This window comes from Enterobacter sp. AN-K1 (assembly GCF_020971765.1).
In the GTDB taxonomy this organism is placed as follows: domain Bacteria; phylum Pseudomonadota; class Gammaproteobacteria; order Enterobacterales; family Enterobacteriaceae; genus Enterobacter; species Enterobacter hormaechei_C.
This window is the reverse complement of the sequence record NZ_CP087390.1, coordinates 827,311-849,127: the sequence shown is the minus strand read 5'-3', so window position 1 is coordinate 849,127 and position 21,817 is coordinate 827,311. Positions and strand designations below refer to the sequence as shown.

Below are 21,817 nucleotides of genomic sequence, written 5' to 3'. Positions count from 1 at the left end.
ATTTCAGTTAATATTCGAGGCAGGTGATGCTTCAATTTTTTGTTGTTCTTTTGATAATCCTTTTACGTATTTGCTGTATTTCCACCAGGCAAATCCGAGGAATAAAACAATGCCACCGACGTTATAGAAAATAATCGTCAGAATATTGGCACCGGTAGGGAAAGTGGATGCCACAAAACCAATGGCGAAAATAACAATCAGCATCGACACTATGGTTATACCCGTGGTTCGTGAACCCATCCTGAAATCGCGCGGCAGGTGATCGAGCTTACGACGCAGGTTGAGGTAGGCCAGCATAATAAACAGCGGCGGTAACATGGAGGCCGCAGCGGTCATATTGATGACGGTGTTCATCAGCTCCTGCGCGGTACTGGAGCCCATGGTCGGGATAATCATCAGTGGGATCACAATCAAATACTGGATCCAGGCCGCGCGCGCCGGTACGCCGTTTTCGTTCAGCGCCACGGTTTTCGGACCAAAAATGCCGGTCGGGATCTCCGAGAAAAAGATTTTGACCGGCGTCGCCGTCCACATCAGCAGGGAGCCGAACATGGCGGTAAAGGAAACCAGACCGACGAAACGGTTCATCAACACTTCCGGCAGGCCAAACCACACCGCCAGACCGTGGAACACCTGCACCGAACCCCCGGTAAACTTCAACGCTTTGCTGCTGATAAAGACGTTGATCAGTACCGAGGAGATGGAGTACAGCACGCCGATAAAGATCCCCGCCAGGATGATCACTTTAACGAAAGATTTCGAACCGCCTTTCACATCGTTTACGTACACCGCGACGGATTCCGCGCCCCCGGCAGCCATAAATATCCAGGTGGTAATGCCGAGGAATGCCCAGTTAAAATGCGGGATCATCGCGTCGACGGTAATCGGATCAGCGGGCTGCACCCCACCCATTAGCGCCGCGCCCGCCAGCAGAATGTAAGAGAGCGTCAGCAGCAGCATCAGCGTGGAGGTTACAGACGTAATTGGCCCCAGCATCTTCGCCCCGTTGGTGGAGACCCACGTTGAGAAGGCGAACAGCACCATACTTAGCACCGTTGTGGCAAATGGTGTGAGAATGTACTCATAGCCAAGAAAGGCATAAGAGGCATAGGCAATGACGCGCGGTAATAACGAGGTGAAGAAGAATAAATTCACGAACCAGTATGTATAAGCGGTAATAAATGCCCAGCGCCCGCCGAGTGAACTTTTTACCCAGGCATAAACTCCAGCTTCTGAGTTTTTATTCAACGAGACAAACTCAGCGATAATTAAGCAGAACGGGATAAAATAGAACAGGGTTGCTAAAAAGAACATCGGCGCGGAGGCAAGTCCGAGTTCGATATTATTATTGATCACGTTGTTAAAACTAAACACGGCGGCAAAGGTCAGCGACAGCAGGCCGAATTTGCCGATGGTATTGCGTTTGGTGGTTTCAGACATAACGTTTCTCCGGGTAAGAGGCTAGCGGTGCTTCATTGGCACCGCTCGTTTTTTTATTTGTTATGGAAATAACCGTCTTCGATGGTCACATTGAGAATGACTTTTTTGACCGGCTCCTCGCTGATAAAGCGATACGCCTCATGGTTCTCACAAATTACGATCTGCCCCTCGCGCACCTGTTCGGTGGTACCCATGCCTTTCAGGTATTCTCGATCGGTCTCATCGCGGTAACACTCCACTGTCTGAAGCGCATCTTTGGCGGCATATTCAATTTTCTGCGCGCCCTGAAGGTAGTAATGCACCTCGAAATAGCGGCGATGCCCGACAAACAGCGCGTCGGTGCTGGCATCATTGGTCACACGGTAGGCCAGCGAATCGCCAATCGAATGGGCTACGCCGGGCGAGATATTATCGATATTGTTAATGGCTTCTGAGCAGCGCTGCCATTTGCGACCCGTGCGGTAATGCTGTTGAAACTGTTCCAGGCTCTCAAGAACGATCATTTGTCTGCCTCGCTGTGCAAATCCATGGAGAAGAAACCGGTGCCGAATTGCTGGCGTGCCAGCGCCATCGAGGCGATGCGGCCGCCATTGAGCGGGAGCAATGTGAAGCCGTAGCGGAACGGACTGAACCAGACGCGCCAGCTCTCCAGTACCTCACTTCCCCAGGAATTGGAGCCTAAGCCCAGCACCTGGTGGTCAAGATTAAGCGTAATGTCATCGCAGCGGCGCAGTTCGTTGCAGTGCTGTGCGGCGTGAATGTTCTCAGCCGTGTAGTGCCAGGCGCTGAAGTGGAGAGGCTGTTGCGGTACGACCAGCACGCCGCTGCCATGACGATCCGCGAGGGAGGCCCAGCGCACCTGCTGACGGTTGCCGTTGTTTTGCGGGAACGGATAATTTTCAAACATCTTATCAACCGTGGTGTGCCACAGGTCGATGGTGCTGGCCTGCTGGCTGTCCGGATAGTTTTCACCCGGCCCTCGCCCGTAGTAGCTCACCTGATCGAAACCGCCGTTGATGCCAAGCGTAAAGCCGATGCACGGAATGATGTGTGGGTACTCGCCGTAGCGCTCACCGCATAGCTCAACGTTGATCTGCCCGTCGGCGGCGATGCGCCAGCGATAGGTACAGCGCATGCCAAAATCAAACACTGGCGGGGCAATCAGGGTACGGGTGGTGACGATGATCGCATCGTTATGCTGCTCAACCTCGAAACCGCGCAGATGCTCCTGCATGATCTGGAAATGATACGGCTGCCACAGCCCTTCATACTCCTGCTTATGGTTATCAATCATGGGCTTGAAGAAGTTAATCTTCGGCTCACGGGTAAGGTATTCCTCACCGTTCACCTGCCAGGCGCTGAGTTTTCCCGATACTTTAGAGAAGGTCGCGCGGAAGTTATGCCCGGTCACGGTGCAGCTCAGGCGATCTTCCTCCAGACGCAGCGGAGTGGCACTGGTGTTGATAAACGGTGTCGGGCGTGCCGTGCGGCCTTTTAACGGGAACTGATACACCGCGATCTCGTGCCCGACCTCGCTGTAGCGCGTGGGACTGTTTTTGATAATACGTACAGTCAGGAATGCTTCGCGCTCGTCCAGTTCCGGCACGTGCAGGCTGACGCTGCGGGAACTGTTGGGGGCCAACCCGGTGATGTTCAGTGGCTCGCTGTGCAGCGTTTCACCTTCCGCACGCACCTCCGTGAGCAGGGTGTAATCATCCAGGCTGGTGAACCATAAGCGGTTATCAACGTGCAGCTCACCGTTTTGCCAGCGCAGTTTGACCGGGGCGATCACCTGCTTGTACTCACGCAAACCTGGCCCGGGCGTTTGATCGGAGTAGATCAGCCCGTCGAGGCAGAAGTTGTAATTATTGGGGTAATCACCGAAGTCGCCGCCATAGGCGTACCAGATGTTGCCGCTGGCGTCTGTTTTCTGAATACCGTGGTCGCACCACTCCCAGACATAATGCCCCTGAATGCAGTCGTGGCGATCGAACACGTTCTGATACTCGGTCAACCCGCCGGGACCGTTGCCCATCGCATGGGCGTATTCGCAGATAATGCGCGGTTTGGCGTGCGGGTATTCGCCAAACAGATTCATCAGCGGTACGCGGGTATACATGGTGGAGATAATGTCCACCACCTCGGCGTCGCGATCTTCTTCGTAGTGAAGCAGGCGAGTATCATCCAGCGCTTTTGCCGCACGGGCCATCGCGCGGATGTTACAGCCGTAGCCGGACTCGTTTCCGAGCGACCAGATGATGATCGACGGATGATTTTTCTGCGCGTGAATATGGCGTTCGATGCGCTCAACGTAGACCGGCTCCCACACCGGATCGTCCGTAATGCGGCTCAGGTCGCCGACGTTGGCGAAGCCGTGAGACTCCACATCCGTTTCAGCCATTACAAACAGGCCGTACAGGTCGCAAAGCTCGTAAAAGCGCGGGTCGTTCGGGTAGTGGGCGGTACGTACCGAGTTGATATTGTGCTGCTTCATCAGGATCAGGTCGCGCTCCACGCGATCCATCCCCACCGCGCGGCCCCTCAGATGATCGTTGTCATGACGATTGACGCCGTGCAGCTTCAGATAACGGTTGTTAACGTAGAACAGGCCGTCTTTCACCTTGATATCCCGAAACCCGATGCGCTGCGGGATGATTTCCAGCGTCTGGCCATGGTTATCTTTTAAAGTCATGACCAGATGATAAAGATCCGGCGATTCAGCGGACCACTGGCGGGGTTGCCTCACCTCAATGCTGAAGGCGGTTTCCGCACGCTCGCTGACGGTCAGGTTGTCGGTTGTTCCCTTGTGCAGCACTGTCTCGCCGTCGTACAGGGTATAATCCAGTTGAACACAGCCAGGGCGTGCAGCAAGGTTTTCCAGCTCAAGCTGACAGAAGAGGGTGGCGTCCCGGTATGCCTCGTCGAAGGTGGTTTTAACCGTGAAATCGCGGACATGCGTGAGTGATTTTCCCAGCAGGTAGACGTCGCGGAATATCCCCGCCGTCCACCACATGTCCTGATCCTCAATGTAGGTGGAATCTGCCCACTGCATAACCCGCACGCACAACAGGTTTTGCCCGCTGTGTACCGCATCGCTGATATCAAACTCGGCAGACAGTCGGCTGCCTTTGCTAAAGCCTATATAGCGGCCATTCACGTAGACTTCGAAATAGGTTTCGACGCCGTCAAACTTGATAAGGGTCTGTTTCTCTTGCCAGCTTTCAGAAAGCGTAAACCAGCGCTGGTATGCCCCGGTCGGGTTGTCTGACGGCACCCATGGTACGTCCACCGGGAAAGGAAAGCCTTCGTCGGTGTACTGCAACTGGCCGTGACCTTCCATCTGCCACATGCCCGGCACGGTAATATCGCCCCAGTCGGCCATGTATTCTGAGGTAAAGTTTTCCGGGACAAGCAGCGGGTTCGTGAAGAAGCGAAAGTTCCACTTTCCGCTTAGCGACAGAAAGTGGCTGCTGGCTTCACGCGCAAACGTGCGTGCCCGGGAAACGGTGTCATAAGAGAAGAAGTACGCACGCGGCGGGAGCCGGTTTTCATGCGTGAGTTGAATATTTTCCCAGCGATTCATGTGATCTCCCTGTAGGGGTAAAACATCATTGCTGGAGATTTTAGTAAATATTTTACTAAATAAAATCAGTAAAACCGATTTGCTTTAACTCGATCACGAAATTAAAAAAGCCGGGCGTGCCCGGCGGGAGAGTTAACAGGTGGAAATCAGCGGGTGGTGCCGCGCAGCTTCAGTACGCTCGGGACAAAGACCTGAAGCGGTAGTGCGCGGCCATCGCGGGCCTTTTCCAGCAGCAGATTAACGCCCTGGCTGCCCATCATTTCAGAGTGAATGCGCACGGTGGAAAGAGGCGGGAAGGTAAAGCGGGCGGTTGGAATGTCGTTCACGCTGATCAGTGAAATATCTTCCGGGATCGCCAGCCCTTTTTCGTGAATGGCGCGTAACACCCCGATGGCGATGGAATCGGAGGCCACGAACAAGGCGGAAGGCCAGCACTGTTGTGCCAGCATGATTTTTGCCAGTTCATAACCGGACGAGCTGGAAAAACCGCCGCGCCAGATGTCCTGTTCCGATACCACCCCTTTCAGGAGCCCGTACTCCACGAAGGCGGCTTCCCGAATATCAGCCTTGCCTGGCTCATCTTCGCCGCCGATAAAGCCAATCCGCTTAACTCCCTGAGCAATAAAGAAATCCACGATCTGCTTGCTGATGCGCGAAAGGTCAATATCGACAGAATCGTACTCGCTGCCTGGCTCGTGAAAGTCGATAAAACAGACGTTGTCGGTCAACGACATTGCCGCACGTCGAAGCGCAGGGGAGGGTTTGCCTACAATCAACACCCCGGTGAGCTTTTTCAGCTCCGGCAGGGTGGCATTAGCGTAGCAGTTACTCAGTTCGACCCCCAGTTTTTCGCACTGCGTCTCAATGCCGTGGCGAATGGCAAGATAGTAAGGGTCGTTGATCTCCAGTTCCTGCTGGTAGCTGTAGAGCGCCAGAATATGTTGCTGACCGGCAGCGACAGACTGCATTTTACGGGAGGTCGTGCTTTTGTATTCCAGCTTCTCGGCAATCTCCAGAATGCGGTGTTTCGTCTCTTCTTTCACATTCAGCGTCGGGTCATCGTTTAAAACCCGGGATACCGTTGCCAGCGAGACGCCAGCTTCCGTCGCGATGTCTTTCAGCGTTGCCATGTTTGTCCTTATTCCCCACGAGATAGCTTATTGTAAAGGATGCGTTCGGACATGCATTAATTTTTAGTAAATAACATCCCTGTTGCCCTCGCCAGTTACCGTGTTAGTATTTAGTAAAATTTTACCAGGGAGGCAAAAGTGGAAACGGTAGCGTACGATGATTTTGCAAAGCTCGAGCTCCGCGTGGGGAAGATTGTTGACGTTAAACGTCACGCCAATGCGGACAAGCTCTATATTGCGCAGATAGAGGTGGGAGACAGAACGTTGCAAACCGTCACCAGCCTGGTGCCGTATTACCGGGAAGAGGAGCTGATGGGCAAAACGGTGGTGGTGTTGTGTAACCTGGCAAAGGCTAAAATGCGCGGTGAAACATCTGAATGCATGTTGCTCTGCGCGGAAACCGATGACGCCCGAGAAAGTGTGTTATTAACGCCGGAGCGGGTGATGGCGGCAGGGGTAAGAGTGGTGTGAAAAAGCCGGGTGGCGGCTACGCCTTACCCGGCCTACAAAGCCTCGAACCGCAGGCCGGGTAAACGACAGCGTCACCCGGCAAAAGCACTACAGCACGCTTAGCGCCTTCTCCACCACGTTCTCAACGGTAAAGCCGAAATATGGGAACAGCTTGTCGGCCGGGGCGGATTCACCGTAACCATGCATCCCGACAATTGCCCCTTTCAGGCCCACGTATTTGTACCAGTAGTCGGCAATGCCAGCTTCAACCGCCACGCGCGCCGCGACGTTTGAAGGCAGCACCGATTCGCGGTACGCCTCATCCTGAGCATCAAAGATATCCGTTGAAGGGAGTGAAACCACGCGCACCGCGTGACCCTCGGCGGTCAGTTTCTCCGCCGCTTTTACCGTGATTTCCACCTCGGAACCGGTGGCGATCAGGATCACGTCTGGCTTGCCGCCGCTGTCTTTCAGGATGTACCCGCCGCGGGCGATATTTTTCACCTGCTCCGGCGTGCGCTCGATCTGCGCCAGGTTCTGGCGCGACAGGATCAGCGCCGTGGGTCCGTTATGACGCTCTACGGCCAGCTTCCAGCCCACTGCCGCTTCCACCTGATCGCAAGGACGCCAGGTGCTGAAGTTTGGCGTTAAGCGCAGGCTCGCCAGCTGCTCTACCGCCTGGTGCGTCGGCCCATCTTCACCCAGCCCGATAGAGTCGTGGGTGTACACCATGATTTGCCGCGCCTTCATCAGGGCCGCCATACGCGCCGCGTTACGGGCATATTCGACAAACATCAGGAAGGTGGCGGTGTACGGCACGAAGCCGCCATGGTGGGCGATGCCGTTGGCAATGGCGGTCATCCCAAACTCGCGCACGCCGTAGTGGATGTAGTTCCCGGCAATGTCCTCCTTCAGGGATTTAGAGCCGGACCAGATGGTAAGGTTACTTGGCGCCAGATCCGCCGAGCCGCCCAGCAGTTCGGGCAGGATTGGGCCAATCGCGTTAAGGGTGTTTTGTGATGCCTTACGGGTGGCAATTTTCGCCGGGTTGGATTGCAGGTTTTCAATCAGCGCCTGGGTTTTCTCTTCCCAGTCTTCCGGCAGGCCGCCGCTCATGCGGCGGGTAAACTCAGCCGCCAGCTCCGGATACGCTTTTTTGTAGGCGGCAAACTTCTCGTTCCAGGCCTGCTGCGCTTTTTCACCTGTTTCGCGAGCATCCCAGGCCTTGTAGATCTCTTTTGGGATCTCAAAGGCCGGGTGTTTCCAGCCCAGTTTCTGGCGGGTCAGCGCCACTTCCTCTTCACCCAGCGCCGCGCCGTGCGCCTCCTCTTTGCCCGCTTTGTTCGGCGAGCCGAAGCCGATGGTGGTGCGGCAGATGATCAGGGACGGTTTGTCCTTCACGCTCTGCGCTTCCTGAATCGCTTTTTTCACCGCCTCTGGATCGTGACCGTCGATCTCGTGCACCACGTGCCAGTGATAGGCTTCAAAGCGTTTCGCCGTATCGTCGGTAAACCAGCCCTCGGTTTCCCCGTCAATGGAGATACCGTTGTGATCGTAGAAGCCAATCAGCTTGCCCAGCCCCAGGGTGCCCGCCAGAGAACAGACCTCGTGAGAGATCCCCTCCATCAGACAGCCGTCGCCCATAAAGACATAGGTATAGTGATCGACAATCTCGTGGTCGGGCTGGTTGAACTGCGCGGCCAGCGTACGTTCGGCAATCGCCAGGCCAACCGCATTCGCCAGCCCCTGGCCCAGCGGGCCGGTAGTGGTTTCAACGCCCGGCGTATAGCCGATCTCCGGGTGGCCCGGCGTTTTGGAGTGCAGCTGGCGGAAGTTTTTTAATTCCTCAAGCGGCAGATCGTAGCCGGAAAGGTGCAGCAGGCTGTAGAGCAGCATCGAGGCGTGCCCGTTGGAAAGAATAAAACGGTCGCGGTCGTACCAGGTCGGATCGGTAGGGTTGTGCTTCAGGAAGTCGTTCCACAGCACTTCGGCGATATCAGCCATACCCATGGGGGCGCCAGGGTGGCCGGAATTGGCTTTTTGTACGGCATCCATGCTGAGGGCGCGAATGGCGTTGGCGAGCTCTTTACGGGACATAGTTCACTCCGTGGCAAGGTTAAAGTTTGGCGGCGAGAAGATCTTCGAGTTTGCGCTGGTCGACGGCGAACTGACGGATGCCGTCCGCCAGTTTTTCCACGGCCATTGGGTCCTGATTGTGCTCCCAGCGGAATTCCGCTTCGGTCATGGGTTTTGGTTTTGGCAGAACGGTGGAGGTTGGCACCAGCTTGCGGATCACCGTCTCTTCACTCTCCTGAAGCTTTTTCAGCAGGTCAGGGGAGATGGTCAGCCGGTCGCAGCCCGCGAGCGCGAGGATCTGCTCGGTGCGGCGGAAGCTGGCCCCCATCACGATGGTCTCGTAGCGGTGCTGCTTGTAATAATCGTAGATATTACGCACCGATTTCACGCCGGGATCTTCGTCCACCACATACGGATCCATCGGCTGTTTCGCCTGATACCAGTCGTAGATACGTCCGACAAACGGTGAAATCAGGAACACGCCCGCTTCGGCGCAGGCACGCGCCTGGGCGAAGGAGAACAGCAGCGTCAGGTTACAGTTGATCCCCTCTTTCTCCAGCACTTCCGCCGCGCGGATGCCTTCCCAGGTGGAGGCAAGCTTGATCAGGATGCGTGATTTATCGATCCCCTGCTCCTGATAGAGTTCCACCAGGCGGCGAGCCTTGCTAATGCTCTTTTCCTGGTCGAATGAGAGGCGGGCATCCACTTCGGTGGAGACGCGTCCCGGTATGCTTTTAAGAATTTCCGCACCGATATTGACCGCCAGCTTGTCACTGGCCTCGGCGACCTGCTGCTCCTGCGTTTTCCCGCGCTGTTTGCCGTAGGCAAGGGCGTCATCAATCAGATGACTAAAGTGCGCAAGACCGGCCGCCTTGAGCAGCAGCGAGGGGTTGGTGGTCGCGTCTTCAGGCTGGTAGTGACGAATCGATTCGATGTCGCCGCTGTCTGCAACCACGGTGGTAAATTGTTTGATGCCGTCTAGCTGGTTCATAATTACTCCTTGGAAATAAAAGAGTTAGTCGAGTGCGTCAGGTCACACTTCTGAGAAAATCATGATGGACTTAACAAAAAAGCATAGCAGACGGGGGAGGCATTGCTGTCTGAGACGGGTAACATGGCTGTTATAAATTGATAACAATTTTTATTCTGCAATGGTGAGAGTTTGGCAGCCTTCAAAGTTTAGGAGCCTGCCTGCGGCGATACTATGCGGCACACCAGGGTGTGCATAGGAACGTCAACATCACCCTTTTTGACCGAAACGTGAAAGGAATAACAAGATGGATGATCAGTTAAAACAAAGCGCTCTCGATTTTCACGAGTTTCCTGTTCCGGGTAAAATCCAGGTATCCCCGACCAAACCGCTCGCGACCCAGCGCGATCTGGCGCTGGCCTACTCGCCAGGCGTAGCTGCCCCGTGCCTTGAAATCGAAAAAGATCCGCTGGCAGCGTACAAATACACCGCCCGTGGCAACCTGGTGGCCGTTATCTCTAACGGTACGGCGGTACTGGGGTTAGGGAACATTGGCGCGCTGGCCGGTAAGCCGGTGATGGAAGGGAAGGGCGTTCTGTTTAAGAAATTTGCCGGTATCGACGTCTTTGATATCGAAGTGGACGAACTGGACCCGGATAAATTCATCAACGTGGTGGCGGCGCTGGAGCCGACCTTCGGCGGCATCAACCTGGAAGACATCAAAGCGCCGGAATGTTTCTATATCGAGCAGAAGCTGCGCGAGCGTATGAACATTCCCGTGTTCCATGACGACCAGCACGGCACGGCGATTATCAGTACCGCCGCCATTCTGAACGGTCTGCGTGTGGTGGAGAAAAACCTCTCCGACGTGCGCATGGTGGTCTCCGGCGCTGGCGCCGCGGCCATCGCCTGTATGAACCTGCTGGTGGCGCTGGGCATGCAGAAACACAACATCGTGGTCTGCGACTCCAAAGGCGTGATTTACAAAGACCGCGAGCCAAACATGGCGGAAACCAAGGCGGCCTATGCGGTGGAAGACGACGGCAAGCGCACGCTAGAAGACGTCATTGAAGGTGCCGACATTTTCCTCGGCTGTTCAGGCCCGAAAGTACTGACCCAGGAGATGGTGCAGAAGATGGCGCGTGCGCCAATGATCCTGGCCCTGGCGAACCCGGAGCCGGAAATTCTGCCGCCGCTGGCGAAGGCAGTGCGTGAAGACGCGATCATCTGTACCGGACGTTCGGACTACCCGAACCAGGTGAACAACGTGCTCTGCTTCCCGTTCATCTTCCGCGGTGCGCTGGACGTTGGCGCTACGGCAATCAACGAAGAGATGAAGCTTGCCGCCGTTCATGCTATCGCAGAGCTGGCGCACGCCGAGCAGAGCGAAGTGGTGGCCTCCGCCTACGGCGATCAGGATCTGAGCTTCGGCCCGGACTACATTATCCCTAAACCATTTGACCCGCGTCTGATCGTGAAGATCGCGCCAGCGGTGGCCAAAGCGGCGATGGACTCTGGCGTGGCGACGCGGCCGATTGAAGATTTCGATGCCTACGTCGATAAACTCACCGAGTTCGTCTACAAAACCAACCTGTTTATGAAGCCGATCTTCTCCCAGGCGCGCGCTGACGCGAAGCGCGTGGTGCTGGCGGAAGGGGAAGAGGCGCGCGTGCTGCACGCCACGCAGGAGCTGATCACCTTAGGGCTGGCGAAACCGATCCTGATTGGTCGTCCGAGCGTGATCGAGATGCGTATCCAGAAGCTGGGCCTGCAAATTAAGCCGGGCGTCGACTTTGAGATCGTCAATAACGAATCCGATCCGCGCTTCAAAGAGTACTGGAACGAATACTATTCGATCATGAAGCGTCGCGGGATCACCCAGGAGCAGGCGCAGCGGGCGGTGATCAGCAACACCACGGTGATCGGCGCGATCATGGTTCACCGCGGTGAGGCGGATGCGCTGATCTGCGGCACCATCGGCGAGTACCATGAGCATTTCAGCGTGGTGCAGGAGATCTTCGGCTATCGCGAGGGTGTCCATACTGCCGGCGCAATGAACGCGCTGCTGCTGCCAAGCGGTAACACCTTTATCGCCGATACCTACGTCAACGACGATCCTTCCCCGGACGAACTGGCGGAAATAACCGTGATGGCGGCGGAAACCGTGCGCCGCTTTGGTATCGAACCGAAAGTGGCGCTGCTGTCGCATTCTAACTTCGGGTCATCCAAATCCGCGGCGGCGTGCAAAATGCGCCAGACGCTGGACCTGGTGCGCGAGCGTGCGCCGGAACTGATGATCGACGGCGAGATGCACGGCGACGCCGCGCTGGTGGAGAGCATTCGTAATGAACGTATGCCGGACAGCCCGCTGAAAGGCTCCGCGAACGTGCTGATTATGCCGAACGTAGAAGCGGCGCGTATCAGCTATAACCTGCTGCGCGTGTCGAGTTCTGAAGGGGTGACCGTAGGGCCAGTGCTGATGGGGGTGTCAAAACCGGTACATGTATTAACGCCGATTGCCTCCGTGCGTCGTATCGTCAACATGGTGGCGCTGGCGGTGGTTGAGGCACAGACGCAGCCGCTGTAATTTTTACCCTCACCCTAACCCTCTCCCAAAGGGAGAGGGAATTTATACTCCCTCTCCCTTTGGGAGAGGGCAGGGGTGAGGGGGTTACACCCAGTCCCGAACCCGAATAAAATCACGCAAGGCAGCCTCCGGGCTGCCTTCTTTGGGTTCAAAGCTGTATTCCCAGCGCACCAGCGGCGGCATCGACATCAGAATGGACTCCGTGCGCCCACCGGTTTGCAGGCCAAACAGCGTCCCGCGATCCCATACCAGGTTAAACTCCACGTAGCGCCCGCGGCGGTACAGCTGGAACTCACGCTCGCGAACGCCGTAGTCGGTGTTTTTGCGGCGTTCGACAATCGGCAGATAGGCATCGGTAAAGCCTTCACCCACTGCGCGCATAAAGCTGAACGCGGTATCAAAATCCGGCGTGTTGAGATCGTCAAAGAACAGCCCGCCGATGCCGCGTTGCTCGTCGCGATGCTTCAGATAGAAATAATCATCGCACCACTTTTTGTATTTCGGGTAAACGTCTTCGCCAAACGGCAGGCAGAGGTCGCGCGCGGTGGTGTGCCAGTGCACGGCGTCCTCTTCGAAGCCATAGTAAGGCGTTAAGTCGAAACCGCCGCCAAACCACCAGACCGGATCGGCCCCCGGTTTTTCCGCGATGAAAAAGCGCACGTTGGCGTGGCTGGTTGGCACAAACGGGTTATGCGGATGCACCACCAGCGAGACGCCCATCGCCTCGAAGCTGCGGCCCGCCAGTTCAGGCCGATGCGCCGTGGCGGACGCCGGCATTGCATCACCGTGGACGTGGGAGAAGTTGACCCCGGCCTGTTCAAAAATGCCACCGTTACGCAGCACGCGGCTGCGCCCGCCGCCGCCCGCTTCGCGCTGCCAGGTGTCTTCCTGGAATTCACCGCCGTCTGCGGCGGCCAGTTTCTGGCAAATCGCGTCCTGTAGCTGCATCAGGAACGTTTTGACCAGCTGTGCATTCGGTTTCATCAACGTTTCCTGGAGTGTGCTTTTTGATTATCGAACCAGTTGAAATAACTGATAACCCCGGAGGCGATAGCGTTCGCGATCTTCTGACGAAACGCCGTGGTGCCGAGTAATCGCTCTTCTTCCGGGTTGGTAATGAACGAGGTTTCAACCAGCACGGACGGAATGGACGGGGACTTCAGCACCACAAACGCGGCCTGCTCGGTGCTTTTACTGTGCAGACGGTGCACGGGCTTAATCCGTTTGAGGATATGCGAGCCGAGCGTCAGGCTGTTTTTGATGGTATCGGTCTGCACGAGGTCAAACAGAACCTGCTGCAACAGATGGTCTTTGTCGGTGGCTTTTTTCCCGGCCACTTCATCCGCCCGGTTTTCGCGATCGGAGAGGTATTTCGCCATGGCGCTACTGGCGCCACGGTTGGAGAGGGCGAACACCGATGCGCCTGCGGCGGAAGGGTTTGTGAAGCCATCCGCGTGAATGGACATAAACAGGTCGGCGCCGTGCTTATGGGCAATTTCCACGCGATCGTACAGCGGGATAAACGTGTCGCCCGTGCGCGTCAGGCGGGCGTCAATGCCGTTGCTGCGTAAAATTGCGCGCACATTTTTTGCAATTGCCAGCACGACGTGTTTTTCTTTCGACCCGTTTCGGCCAATGGCGCCGGTGTCGATCCCGCCGTGGCCCGGATCGAGCATGACCAGACGCTTTGCGCCGGCTTTTTTGGTTTTCGGCTTGCTGTGTCCGTTACTGGTTTTAAGCGAGCTCTCTTCTTTTGCCTGAGCCTGCTTTGCGATGCCTGTTAACGTTAAGGCCGCCAGCCCCGCTTTGAGAACCTGACGACGCGATGTGAGTGCTTTTAATGGTTTGAATGTGCTCATGCGGCCTGAATTGTAAAAATTGGGGTCCTGGTGTTATATCGTATCGCGTTTTGCGTGACGACATTCCTTATTGAGAATTGTTTTACTTTTCATTTCAATACGTGACAAAGTGACATTATGCCAAATTTTGGCGAGTTTTTCCCCGGTTATTGGCTAAATGCCCTGTTCACGCCATAATCACTGTTTTTAAACCCGAAAAGGCGGTTAATACCATGGAGATACGCGTTTTTCGCCAGGAAGATTTCGAAGAGGTGATCACCCTTTGGGAGCGCTGCGATCTGCTGCGTCCGTGGAACGATCCGGAAATGGACATCGAACGGAAGGTGAATCACGACGTCAGTCTGTTTCTGGTCGCTGAGGTCAACGGCGAGGTGGTCGGGACGGTAATGGGCGGGTACGACGGCCACCGCGGGTCGGCCTACTATCTGGGCGTGCACCCGGAATATCGCGCGCGCGGCATCGCCAACGCGCTGCTTAACCGTCTGGAAAAGAAACTGATCGCCCGTGGCTGCCCGAAAATCCAGATTATGGTGCGGGAAGATAACGACGTGGTGCTGGGCATGTATGAACGTCTGGGCTACGAGCACGCGGATGTACTGACGCTGGGTAAGCGCCTGATCGAAGATGAAGAGTACTGAGTTCCACCCTGGCGACTATGATGTTCACGGTCGTCTGCGTCTGCCTTTTTTATTCTGGTGCGTTCTGCTGTTGCAGGCCCGCACCTGGGTGCTGTTCGTGATGGCTGGCGCGTCACGCGGGCAGGGCGATACGCTACTGAATCTCTTTTATCCCGATCACGATGCGTTCTGGCTGGGGTTACTGCCCGGTGTACCGGCGGTGCTGGCGTTCCTGTGCAGCGGTCGGCGGCAGTTCCTCCCGCGCTTCTGGCGCGCGCTTCGCTGGCTGTTGATTCTGGCGCAGGTTGCGCTCCTGGTCTGGCAGCCCGTGCTCTGGCTGTACGGCGAGCCGCTTTCAGGTATCGGGATTGCGCTGGTGGTGGCGGATATTGTCGCGCTGCTGTGGCTGGTCACGAACCCCCGTTTACGCGCCTGTTTTACGCAAGAGTCAGATTAAAACGGCACTTTTTGCCGATACTGCACTCCAACAAGCGTTGATTTATTACGTAAGGACGTCTCAATGAAATCGCTGCGTTTACTTTTATGCGCTCTCCCGCTGGCGTTAACCGGCTGTTCCACGCTCTCATCCATCAACTGGTCTGCGGCCTATCCGTGGAACTGGTTTGGCTCCTCAACGGAAGTGACCGAGCAGGGCGTGGGCAAAATCACCGCCTCGACGGCGCTGGATCAGGATGCCATTCAGGAGGCCATCGGCAGTGATTATCGCCTGCGCAGCGGCATGAAAACCGAGAACGGCAACATCGTGCGCTATTTCGAAGCGTTGAAAGACGACAAGGTGGCGATGGTCATCAACGGCGATAAAGGTACGGTCAACCGCATTGCGGTGATGGATGAAGAGATTCCGACCTCAGGTGGCGTGAAGGTAGGTACGCCGTTTGGCGAGCTCTACCAGAAAGCGTTTGGCCACTGCGCCAGCGTGCCGTCGGATGACAGCGTGGCGGTCGAGTGTAAGGCCGACGGCAGCCAGCACATTAGCTATGTATTCAGCGGCACCTGGAACGGTCCGGAAGGGTTAATGCCCTCTGACGACACCCTGAAAAAGTGGAAAGTGAGCAAAATTATCTGGAAGCAGTAATTTGCGCCTGAGCAAGCCGCCTCGCTGAAATCCAGGTATAATAGCCGCCATCAATGCCACGCTGTCGTGGCATCTTTTTTTCAGGAGGAGCGATGTCTCAGGTTCAGAGTGGCATTTTGCCAGAACATTGCCGCGCGGCGATTTGGATTGAAGCCAACGTCAAAGGGGACGTGGATGCCCTGCGCGCGGCAAGCAAAATTTTCGTTGATAAACTGGCCACCTTTCAGGCCAAATTCCCCGAAGCCCATCTGGGCGCGGTGGTTGCCTTTGGCAACACCGTCTGGCGTCAGCTGAGCGGCGGCGAAGGCGCAGAAGAGCTGAAAGACTTTATTCCTTATGGCAAAGGTCTTGCGCCCGCCACCCAGTATGACGTCCTGATCCATATCCTCTCCCTGCGCCATGACGTGAATTTCTCCGTCGCTCAGGCAGCGATTGAGGCCTTTGGTGACAGCATCGACGTGCAGGAAGAGATCCACGGTTTCCGCTGGGTGGAAGAGCGCGATTTGAGCGGCTTCGTCGACGGTACCGAAAACCCGGCCGGGGAAGAGACGCGTCGCGAGGTGGCTGTAATCATGGATGGCGTGGACGCGGGCGGCAGCTACGTGTTCGTCCAGCGCTGGGAGCATAACCTCAGGCAGCTCAACCGCATGAGCGTGCATGATCAGGAGATGATGATTGGCCGCACCAAAGACGCCAATGAAGAGATTGACGGCGATGCGCGTCCGGTCACGTCCCACCTGACCCGCGTTGACCTTAAAGAAGACGGTAAGGGGCTGAAGATTGTTCGCCAGAGCCTGCCGTACGGCACCGCGAGCGGTACGCACGGCCTGTACTTCTGCGCTTACTGTGCACGCCTCTACAACATCGAACAGCAGCTGCTGAGCATGTTTGGCGATACTGACGGCAAGCGTGACGCCATGCTGCGCTTCACCCGTCCGGTGACTGGCGGCTACTACTTTGCGCCGTCCGTTGAGCGCCTGCTGGCGCTGTAAATCGCTCTCCATTCGTAAGCCGGGTAAGCGTTAGCGCCACCCGGCAATTTCTCCCGCACCCCTTATTCCCTTTTCTGCTTCTAAATCACCAAACGGTATATAAAACCGTTACTCCTTTAGACTCCGTTATAAATATTATGACTATAAGATAGTCATCACATTTATAAGGGTGCGCAATGGCCGTTACTGTACTGAAAAAAGGATCGCTGGCACTGGCAGGTTTACTGCTGGTGGCGCAGGCGCAGGCAACCGAGTTGCTGAACAGTTCTTATGATGTTTCGCGCGAGCTGTTTGCCGCCCTTAATCCCGCATTTGAACAGCAGTGGGCGAAAGAGAACAACGGCGACAAGCTGACCATCAAACAGTCGCACGCTGGTTCATCCAAGCAGGCGCTGGCCATTTTGCAGGGGCTGAAAGCGGATGTGGTGACCTACAACCAGGTCACGGACGTGCAGATCCTGCACGACAAAGGCAAGCTGATCCCGGCGGACTGGCAAAGCCGCCTGCCGAACAACAGTTCGCCGTTCTATTCCACCATGGGCTTCCTGGTGCGCAAGGGCAACCCGAAAAACATTCACGACTGGAACGACCTGGTGCGTTCTGACGTCAAGCTGATTTTCCCGAATCCGAAAACCTCCGGCAACGCGCGTTATACCTATCTGGCGGCGTGGGGCGCGGCGGACAAAGCTGACGGTAACGATAAAGCGAAAACCGAACAGTTTATGACCCAGTTCCTGAAAAACGTCGAAGTGTTTGACACCGGCGGCCGGGGCGCAACCACCACTTTCGCCGAGCGCGGGCTGGGCGACGTGCTGATCAGCTTTGAATCCGAAGTGAACAATATTCGTAAACAGTACGAAGCGCAGGGCTTCGAAGTGGTTATCCCGAAAACCAACATTCTGGCCGAATTCCCGGTGGCGTGGGTGGATAAAAACGTCAAAGCCAACGGCACAGAGAAAGCGGCAAAAGCCTATCTCAACTATCTGTACAGCCCGCAGGCGCAGACGGTGATTACTGACTATTACTACCGCGTTAATAATCCGGACGTGATGAACAAGCTGAAAGACAAATTCCCGCAGACCGAGCTGTTCCGCGTGGAAGATCATTTCGGCGCCTGGCCTGAGGTGATGAAAACGCATTTTGCCAGCGGCGGTGAGTTAGACAAATTGCTGGCGGCGGGGCGTAAGTAATGTTTGCAGGATCAACAAGACGTGTGCTGCCGGGTTTTACCTTAAGCCTCGGGACCAGCCTGCTGTTCGTCTGTCTGATTTTATTGTTACCGCTCAGCGCTCTGGTGATGCAGCTCGCTGAGATGAGCTGGTCCCAGTACTGGGAAGTGGTCACCAATCCGCAGGTGGTGGCGGCCTACAAGGTCACGCTGCTGTCTGCATTCGTGGCCTCGATTTTTAACGGCGTGTTTGGCCTGCTGATGGCATGGATCTTAACCCGCTATCGCTTCCCTGGCCGCACGCTGCTCGACGCCCTGATGGATCTGCCGTTTGCCCTGCCGACGGCGGTGGCCGGTCTGACGCTGGCGTCGCTGTTCTCCGTGAACGGCTTTTACGGCGAATGGCTGGCGAAGTTTGATATTAAAGTGACCTATACCTGGATCGGTATCGCGGTGGCGATGGCCTTCACCAGCATCCCGTTTGTGGTACGTACCGTGCAGCCGGTGCTGGAAGAGTTAGGCCCCGAATACGAAGAGGCTGCGGAGACCCTGGGCGCCACGCGCTGGCAGAGTTTCCGTAAGGTTGTGCTGCCGGAACTTTCTCCGGCCTTGCTGGCGGGGGTGGCGCTCTCCTTTACCCGCAGCCTCGGTGAATTTGGCGCGGTCATTTTTATCGCCGGGAACATCGCGTGGAAAACCGAAGTGACCTCGCTGATGATTTTTGTCCGTTTGCAGGAGTTTGATTATCCGGCCGCGAGCGCGATTGCCTCGGTGATCCTTGCCGCGTCGCTGCTGCTACTGTTTTCGATTAACACTCTGCAAAGTCGCTTTGGTCGACGTGTGGTAGGTCACTGATGGCGGAAGTTACGCAATTGAAGCGCTATGACGCGCCCCGCATCAACTGGGGCAAATGGTTTCTGATTGGTACCGGCGTGCTGGTCTCCGCATTCATTCTCGTCGTGCCGATGGTGTACATCTTCGTGCAGGCCTTCAGTAAAGGGATTATGCCCGCGCTGCAAAACCTGGCCGATCCGGACATGCTCCACGCCATCTGGCTGACGGTGATGATTGCCCTGATCACCGTCCCGGTGAATCTGGTGTTTGGCGTATTGCTGGCCTGGCTGGTAACGCGCTTTAACTTCCCGGGGCGTCAGCTGCTGCTGACCCTGCTGGATATCCCGTTTGCGGTGTCTCCGGTGGTGGCGGGCCTGGTTTATCTGCTCTTCTACGGCTCCAATGGCCCGCTGGGCGGCTGGCTGGATGAGCACGACCTGCAAATCATGTTCGCCTGGCCGGGGATGGTGCTGGTGACCGTCTTTGTCACCTGTCCGTTCGTGGTGCGCGAGCTGGTGCCGGTGATGCTCAGCCAGGGCAGCCATGAAGATGAAGCCGCGGTGCTGCTCGGCGCTTCCGGCTGGCAGATGTTCCGCCGCGTCACGCTGCCGAATATCCGCTGGGCACTGCTTTACGGCGTGGTGCTGACCAACGCCCGTGCGATCGGTGAGTTTGGCGCGGTGTCGGTGGTATCCGGCTCGATTCGCGGCGAAACCCTGTCGCTGCCGTTACAGATTGAATTACTGGAACAGGACTACAACACCGTCGGTTCCTTTACTGCCGCAGCGTTGCTGACGCTGATGGCGATTTTGACCCTGTTTTTGAAGAGTGTGGTGCAGTGGCGTTTAGAGAATCAGGAAAAACGTCAGCATCAGGAGGGAAATCATGAGCATTGAGATTGCCAATATTAAGAAGTCTTTTGGTCGCACCCAGGTGCTGAATGATATCTCGCTGGATATCCCTTCCGGACAAATGGTGGCGCTGCTGGGGCCGTCTGGCTCCGGTAAAACCACGCTGCTGCGTATTATCGCCGGGCTTGAACACCAGACCAGCGGACATATTCGCTTCCACGGTACGGACGTTAGCCGCCTGCACGCCCGCGACCGTAAAGTGGGCTTTGTATTTCAGCATTATGCGCTGTTCCGCCACATGACGGTATTCGACAACATCGCGTTTGGCCTGACCGTGCTGCCGCGTCGTGAACGTCCAGATGCCGCCGCCATCAAAGCGAAAGTGACCAAACTGCTGGAGATGGTGCGGCTTGCACATCTGGCGGACCGCTTCCCGGCTCAACTTTCCGGCGGGCAGAAGCAGCGCGTGGCGCTGGCGCGTGCGTTAGCCGTTGAACCGCAAATCCTGCTGCTGGACGAACCGTTTGGCGCGCTGGATGCACAGGTGCGAAAAGAGCTGCGCCGCTGGCTGCGTCAGCTGCATGAGGAACTCCAGTTCACCAGCGTTTTCGTGACCCACGATCAGGAAGAGGCGATGGAAGTGGCCGATCGCGTGGTGGTAATGAGTCAGGGCAACATTGAGCAGGTTGACGAGCCAGAGCAGCTCTGGCGTGAACCGGCGACCCGCTTTGTGCTGGAGTTTATGGGGGAAGTAAACCGCCTTCAGGGTACCATTCGCGGCGGTCAGTTCCACGTTGGCGCGCACCGCTGGCCGCTGGGGTATACCTCCGCGCATCAGGGGCCAGTGGATCTGTTCCTGCGTCCGTGGGAAGTGGACGTCAGCCGCCGTACCAGCCTGGATTCACCGCTTCCGGTGCAGGTGCTGGAAGCTAGCCCTAAAGGGCACTACACCCAATTGGTGGTACAGCCCCTGGGCTGGTACACCGAGCCGCTGACCGTGGTTATGCGTGACGACGTGCCGCCGCACCGGGGGGAGCGCCTGTTTGTCGGGCTGCAACACGCGCGCATTTATCACGGTAACGAGCGCATTGAAACGCGCGAGGATATTGCTCTGGCGGAGTCAGCCTGATAGGTTATTAGTATGTTTATCGCCCGGTGGCGCTGCGCTGACCGGGCCTACAGTTATCACTGCGTCTTGTAGGCCGGGTAAGCTAAGCGCCACCCGGCTTTTTTATTGAGTAAAAATCGTGAATACACTCGAACACACCATCGGCAACACCCCTCTGGTCAAACTTCAGCGCATGGGGCCTGATAACGGCAGCGAAATCTGGGTCAAACTCGAAGGCAATAACCCGGCGGGGTCGGTAAAAGACCGGGCGGCGCTGTCGATGATTGTCCAGGCCGAAAAGCGCGGTGAAATTAAGCCCGGCGACGTGCTGATCGAAGCCACCAGCGGTAACACCGGTATCGCGCTGGCAATGATTGCCGCCCTGAAAGGCTACCGCATGAAGTTGCTGATGCCGGATAACATGAGCCAGGAGCGCCGGGCCGCCATGCGCGCCTATGGAGCCGAGCTGATTCTGGTGAGCAAAGAGCAGGGGATGGAAGGGGCGCGAGATTTAGCGTTAGCGATGGCGGAGCGCGGGGAAGGCAAGCTTCTCGACCAGTTCAACAACCCGGACAACCCGTACGCGCACTACACCACCACCGGCCCGGAAATCTGGCAGCAAACCGACGGGCGCATCACCCACTTTGTCTCCAGCATGGGGACCACGGGCACGATCACCGGTGTGTCACGCTTTCTGCGCGAACAGGAGAAGCCGGTGACGATTGTCGGCCTGCAACCGGAAGAGGGGAGCAGCATTCCGGGCATCCGCCGCTGGCCGGCGGAGTATATGCCGGGCATCTTTAATGCGCAGCTTGTGGACCAGGTGCTGGATATTCATCAGCGCGAGGCGGAAAATACCATGCGTGAGCTGGCCGTGCGTGAAGGTATCTTCTGCGGCGTCAGCTCTGGCGGTGCCGTAGCGGGTGCGATCCGGGTGGCTGAGTCCACGCCGGGGGCGGTGGTCGTAGCGATTATTTGCGATCGCGGCGACCGTTATCTGTCTACCGGCGTCTTTGGTGAAGAGAGTTATTCGCAGGGGGCGGGGATTTAAGCGTC

Annotated in this window: 19 protein-coding genes; 11 read left to right on the top strand and 8 right to left on the bottom strand. The window is 56.6% G+C overall.

Going from position 1 to position 21,817, the window contains the following annotated elements; translation table 11 throughout:
- Positions 1–3: 3 nt before the first annotated feature.
- The 4 genes from LOC22_RS04045 to ebgR all read right to left on the bottom strand — a co-directional run bounded on the left by LOC22_RS04045 (position 4) and on the right by ebgR (position 6,153).
- On the bottom strand, positions 4–1,440 hold the full coding sequence (locus LOC22_RS04045; RefSeq protein ID WP_230239381.1) for an amino acid permease: 1,437 nt from the start codon (positions 1,438–1,440) through the stop codon (positions 4–6).
- Between the two features lie 53 nt (positions 1,441–1,493).
- Positions 1,494–1,943, bottom strand: coding sequence for a beta-galactosidase subunit beta (locus LOC22_RS04040; protein WP_017692956.1), 450 nt, complete (start codon positions 1,941–1,943; stop codon positions 1,494–1,496).
- Entirely contained in the window at positions 1,940–5,023 is a 3,084-nt protein-coding gene (gene ebgA / locus LOC22_RS04035) for a beta-galactosidase subunit alpha (RefSeq protein ID WP_230239380.1), read from the bottom strand. The genes LOC22_RS04040 and ebgA overlap by 4 nt, the downstream gene beginning before the upstream one ends.
- A 146-nt stretch (positions 5,024–5,169) precedes the next feature.
- A complete protein-coding gene (ebgR, locus tag LOC22_RS04030) occupies positions 5,170–6,153 on the bottom strand; it encodes a transcriptional regulator EbgR (RefSeq protein ID WP_015572215.1) in 984 nt (327 codons plus the stop codon).
- A 138-nt stretch (positions 6,154–6,291) separates the two neighbouring features.
- Here ebgR and LOC22_RS04025 point away from each other — a divergent pair, with 138 nt between their 5' ends.
- Positions 6,292–6,624 carry a tRNA-binding protein gene (locus tag LOC22_RS04025; RefSeq protein WP_017692958.1) on the top strand — a complete coding sequence of 111 codons (333 nt, stop codon included), beginning with the start codon at positions 6,292–6,294 and terminating at the stop codon, positions 6,622–6,624.
- An 87-nt stretch (positions 6,625–6,711) separates the two neighbouring features.
- On the opposite strand, the gene tkt is transcribed toward LOC22_RS04025, so the two are convergent.
- Both tkt and tal read right to left on the bottom strand, forming a co-directional pair.
- Positions 6,712–8,700: a transketolase gene (gene tkt / locus LOC22_RS04020; protein ID WP_015572216.1), complete on the bottom strand. Its 1,989-nt coding sequence runs from the start codon at positions 8,698–8,700 to the stop codon at positions 6,712–6,714.
- 19 nt (positions 8,701–8,719) lie between these two features.
- A complete protein-coding gene (gene tal, locus LOC22_RS04015) occupies positions 8,720–9,670 on the bottom strand; it encodes a transaldolase (protein ID WP_015572217.1) in 951 nt (316 codons plus the stop codon).
- A 286-nt stretch (positions 9,671–9,956) separates the two neighbouring features.
- Between tal and maeB the strand changes: the two genes are divergently transcribed.
- Positions 9,957–12,236, top strand: a complete 2,280-nt coding sequence (gene maeB, locus LOC22_RS04010; RefSeq protein ID WP_023295115.1) for an NADP-dependent oxaloacetate-decarboxylating malate dehydrogenase — start codon at positions 9,957–9,959, stop codon at positions 12,234–12,236.
- A gap of 84 nt (positions 12,237–12,320) precedes the next feature.
- Here maeB and hemF read toward each other — a convergent pair whose 3' ends face one another.
- Together hemF and amiA are read right to left on the bottom strand one after the other, a co-directional pair.
- Positions 12,321–13,220, bottom strand: a complete 900-nt coding sequence (hemF, locus tag LOC22_RS04005; protein WP_039270221.1) for an oxygen-dependent coproporphyrinogen oxidase — start codon at positions 13,218–13,220, stop codon at positions 12,321–12,323.
- Positions 13,220–14,095 carry an N-acetylmuramoyl-L-alanine amidase AmiA gene (gene amiA / locus LOC22_RS04000; protein ID WP_015572219.1) on the bottom strand — a complete coding sequence of 292 codons (876 nt, stop codon included), beginning with the start codon at positions 14,093–14,095 and terminating at the stop codon, positions 13,220–13,222. The genes hemF and amiA overlap by 1 nt, the downstream gene beginning before the upstream one ends.
- 212 nt (positions 14,096–14,307) lie before the next feature.
- Between amiA and LOC22_RS03995 the strand changes: the two genes are divergently transcribed.
- The 9 genes from LOC22_RS03995 to cysM all read left to right on the top strand — a co-directional run bounded on the left by LOC22_RS03995 (position 14,308) and on the right by cysM (position 21,812).
- Entirely contained in the window at positions 14,308–14,733 is a 426-nt protein-coding gene (locus tag LOC22_RS03995) for a GNAT family acetyltransferase (protein ID WP_003861292.1), read from the top strand.
- The gene (locus LOC22_RS03990; protein ID WP_045328432.1) at positions 14,720–15,169 is read left to right on the top strand and encodes a DUF2919 domain-containing protein; all 450 of its coding nucleotides are present in this window, start codon (positions 14,720–14,722) and stop codon (positions 15,167–15,169) included. Before LOC22_RS03995 ends, LOC22_RS03990 begins: the two co-directional genes overlap by 14 nt.
- Before the next feature lie 63 nt (positions 15,170–15,232).
- Positions 15,233–15,808 (top strand): RpoE-regulated lipoprotein, encoded by a 576-nt coding sequence (locus tag LOC22_RS03985; RefSeq protein WP_015572220.1) that lies wholly within the window; start codon positions 15,233–15,235, stop codon positions 15,806–15,808.
- A gap of 92 nt (positions 15,809–15,900) precedes the next feature.
- Positions 15,901–16,800 (top strand): Dyp-type peroxidase, encoded by a 900-nt coding sequence (locus LOC22_RS03980; protein WP_032669419.1) that lies wholly within the window; start codon positions 15,901–15,903, stop codon positions 16,798–16,800.
- A 176-nt stretch (positions 16,801–16,976) separates the two neighbouring features.
- The gene (locus tag LOC22_RS03975) at positions 16,977–17,990 is read left to right on the top strand and encodes a sulfate ABC transporter substrate-binding protein (RefSeq protein ID WP_015572222.1); all 1,014 of its coding nucleotides are present in this window, start codon (positions 16,977–16,979) and stop codon (positions 17,988–17,990) included.
- Positions 17,990–18,823 (top strand): sulfate/thiosulfate ABC transporter permease CysT, encoded by an 834-nt coding sequence (gene cysT / locus LOC22_RS03970; RefSeq protein ID WP_017383478.1) that lies wholly within the window; start codon positions 17,990–17,992, stop codon positions 18,821–18,823. The genes LOC22_RS03975 and cysT overlap by 1 nt, the downstream gene beginning before the upstream one ends.
- Entirely contained in the window at positions 18,823–19,698 is an 876-nt protein-coding gene (gene cysW / locus LOC22_RS03965; RefSeq protein WP_003861305.1) for a sulfate/thiosulfate ABC transporter permease CysW, read from the top strand. Before cysT ends, cysW begins: the two co-directional genes overlap by 1 nt.
- The gene (cysA, locus tag LOC22_RS03960; RefSeq protein ID WP_230239379.1) at positions 19,688–20,782 is read left to right on the top strand and encodes a sulfate/thiosulfate ABC transporter ATP-binding protein CysA; all 1,095 of its coding nucleotides are present in this window, start codon (positions 19,688–19,690) and stop codon (positions 20,780–20,782) included. The genes cysW and cysA overlap by 11 nt, the downstream gene beginning before the upstream one ends.
- A gap of 118 nt (positions 20,783–20,900) precedes the next feature.
- Positions 20,901–21,812 (top strand): cysteine synthase CysM, encoded by a 912-nt coding sequence (gene cysM, locus LOC22_RS03955; protein ID WP_017383476.1) that lies wholly within the window; start codon positions 20,901–20,903, stop codon positions 21,810–21,812.
- The last annotated feature ends 5 nt before the right edge of the window (positions 21,813–21,817 follow it).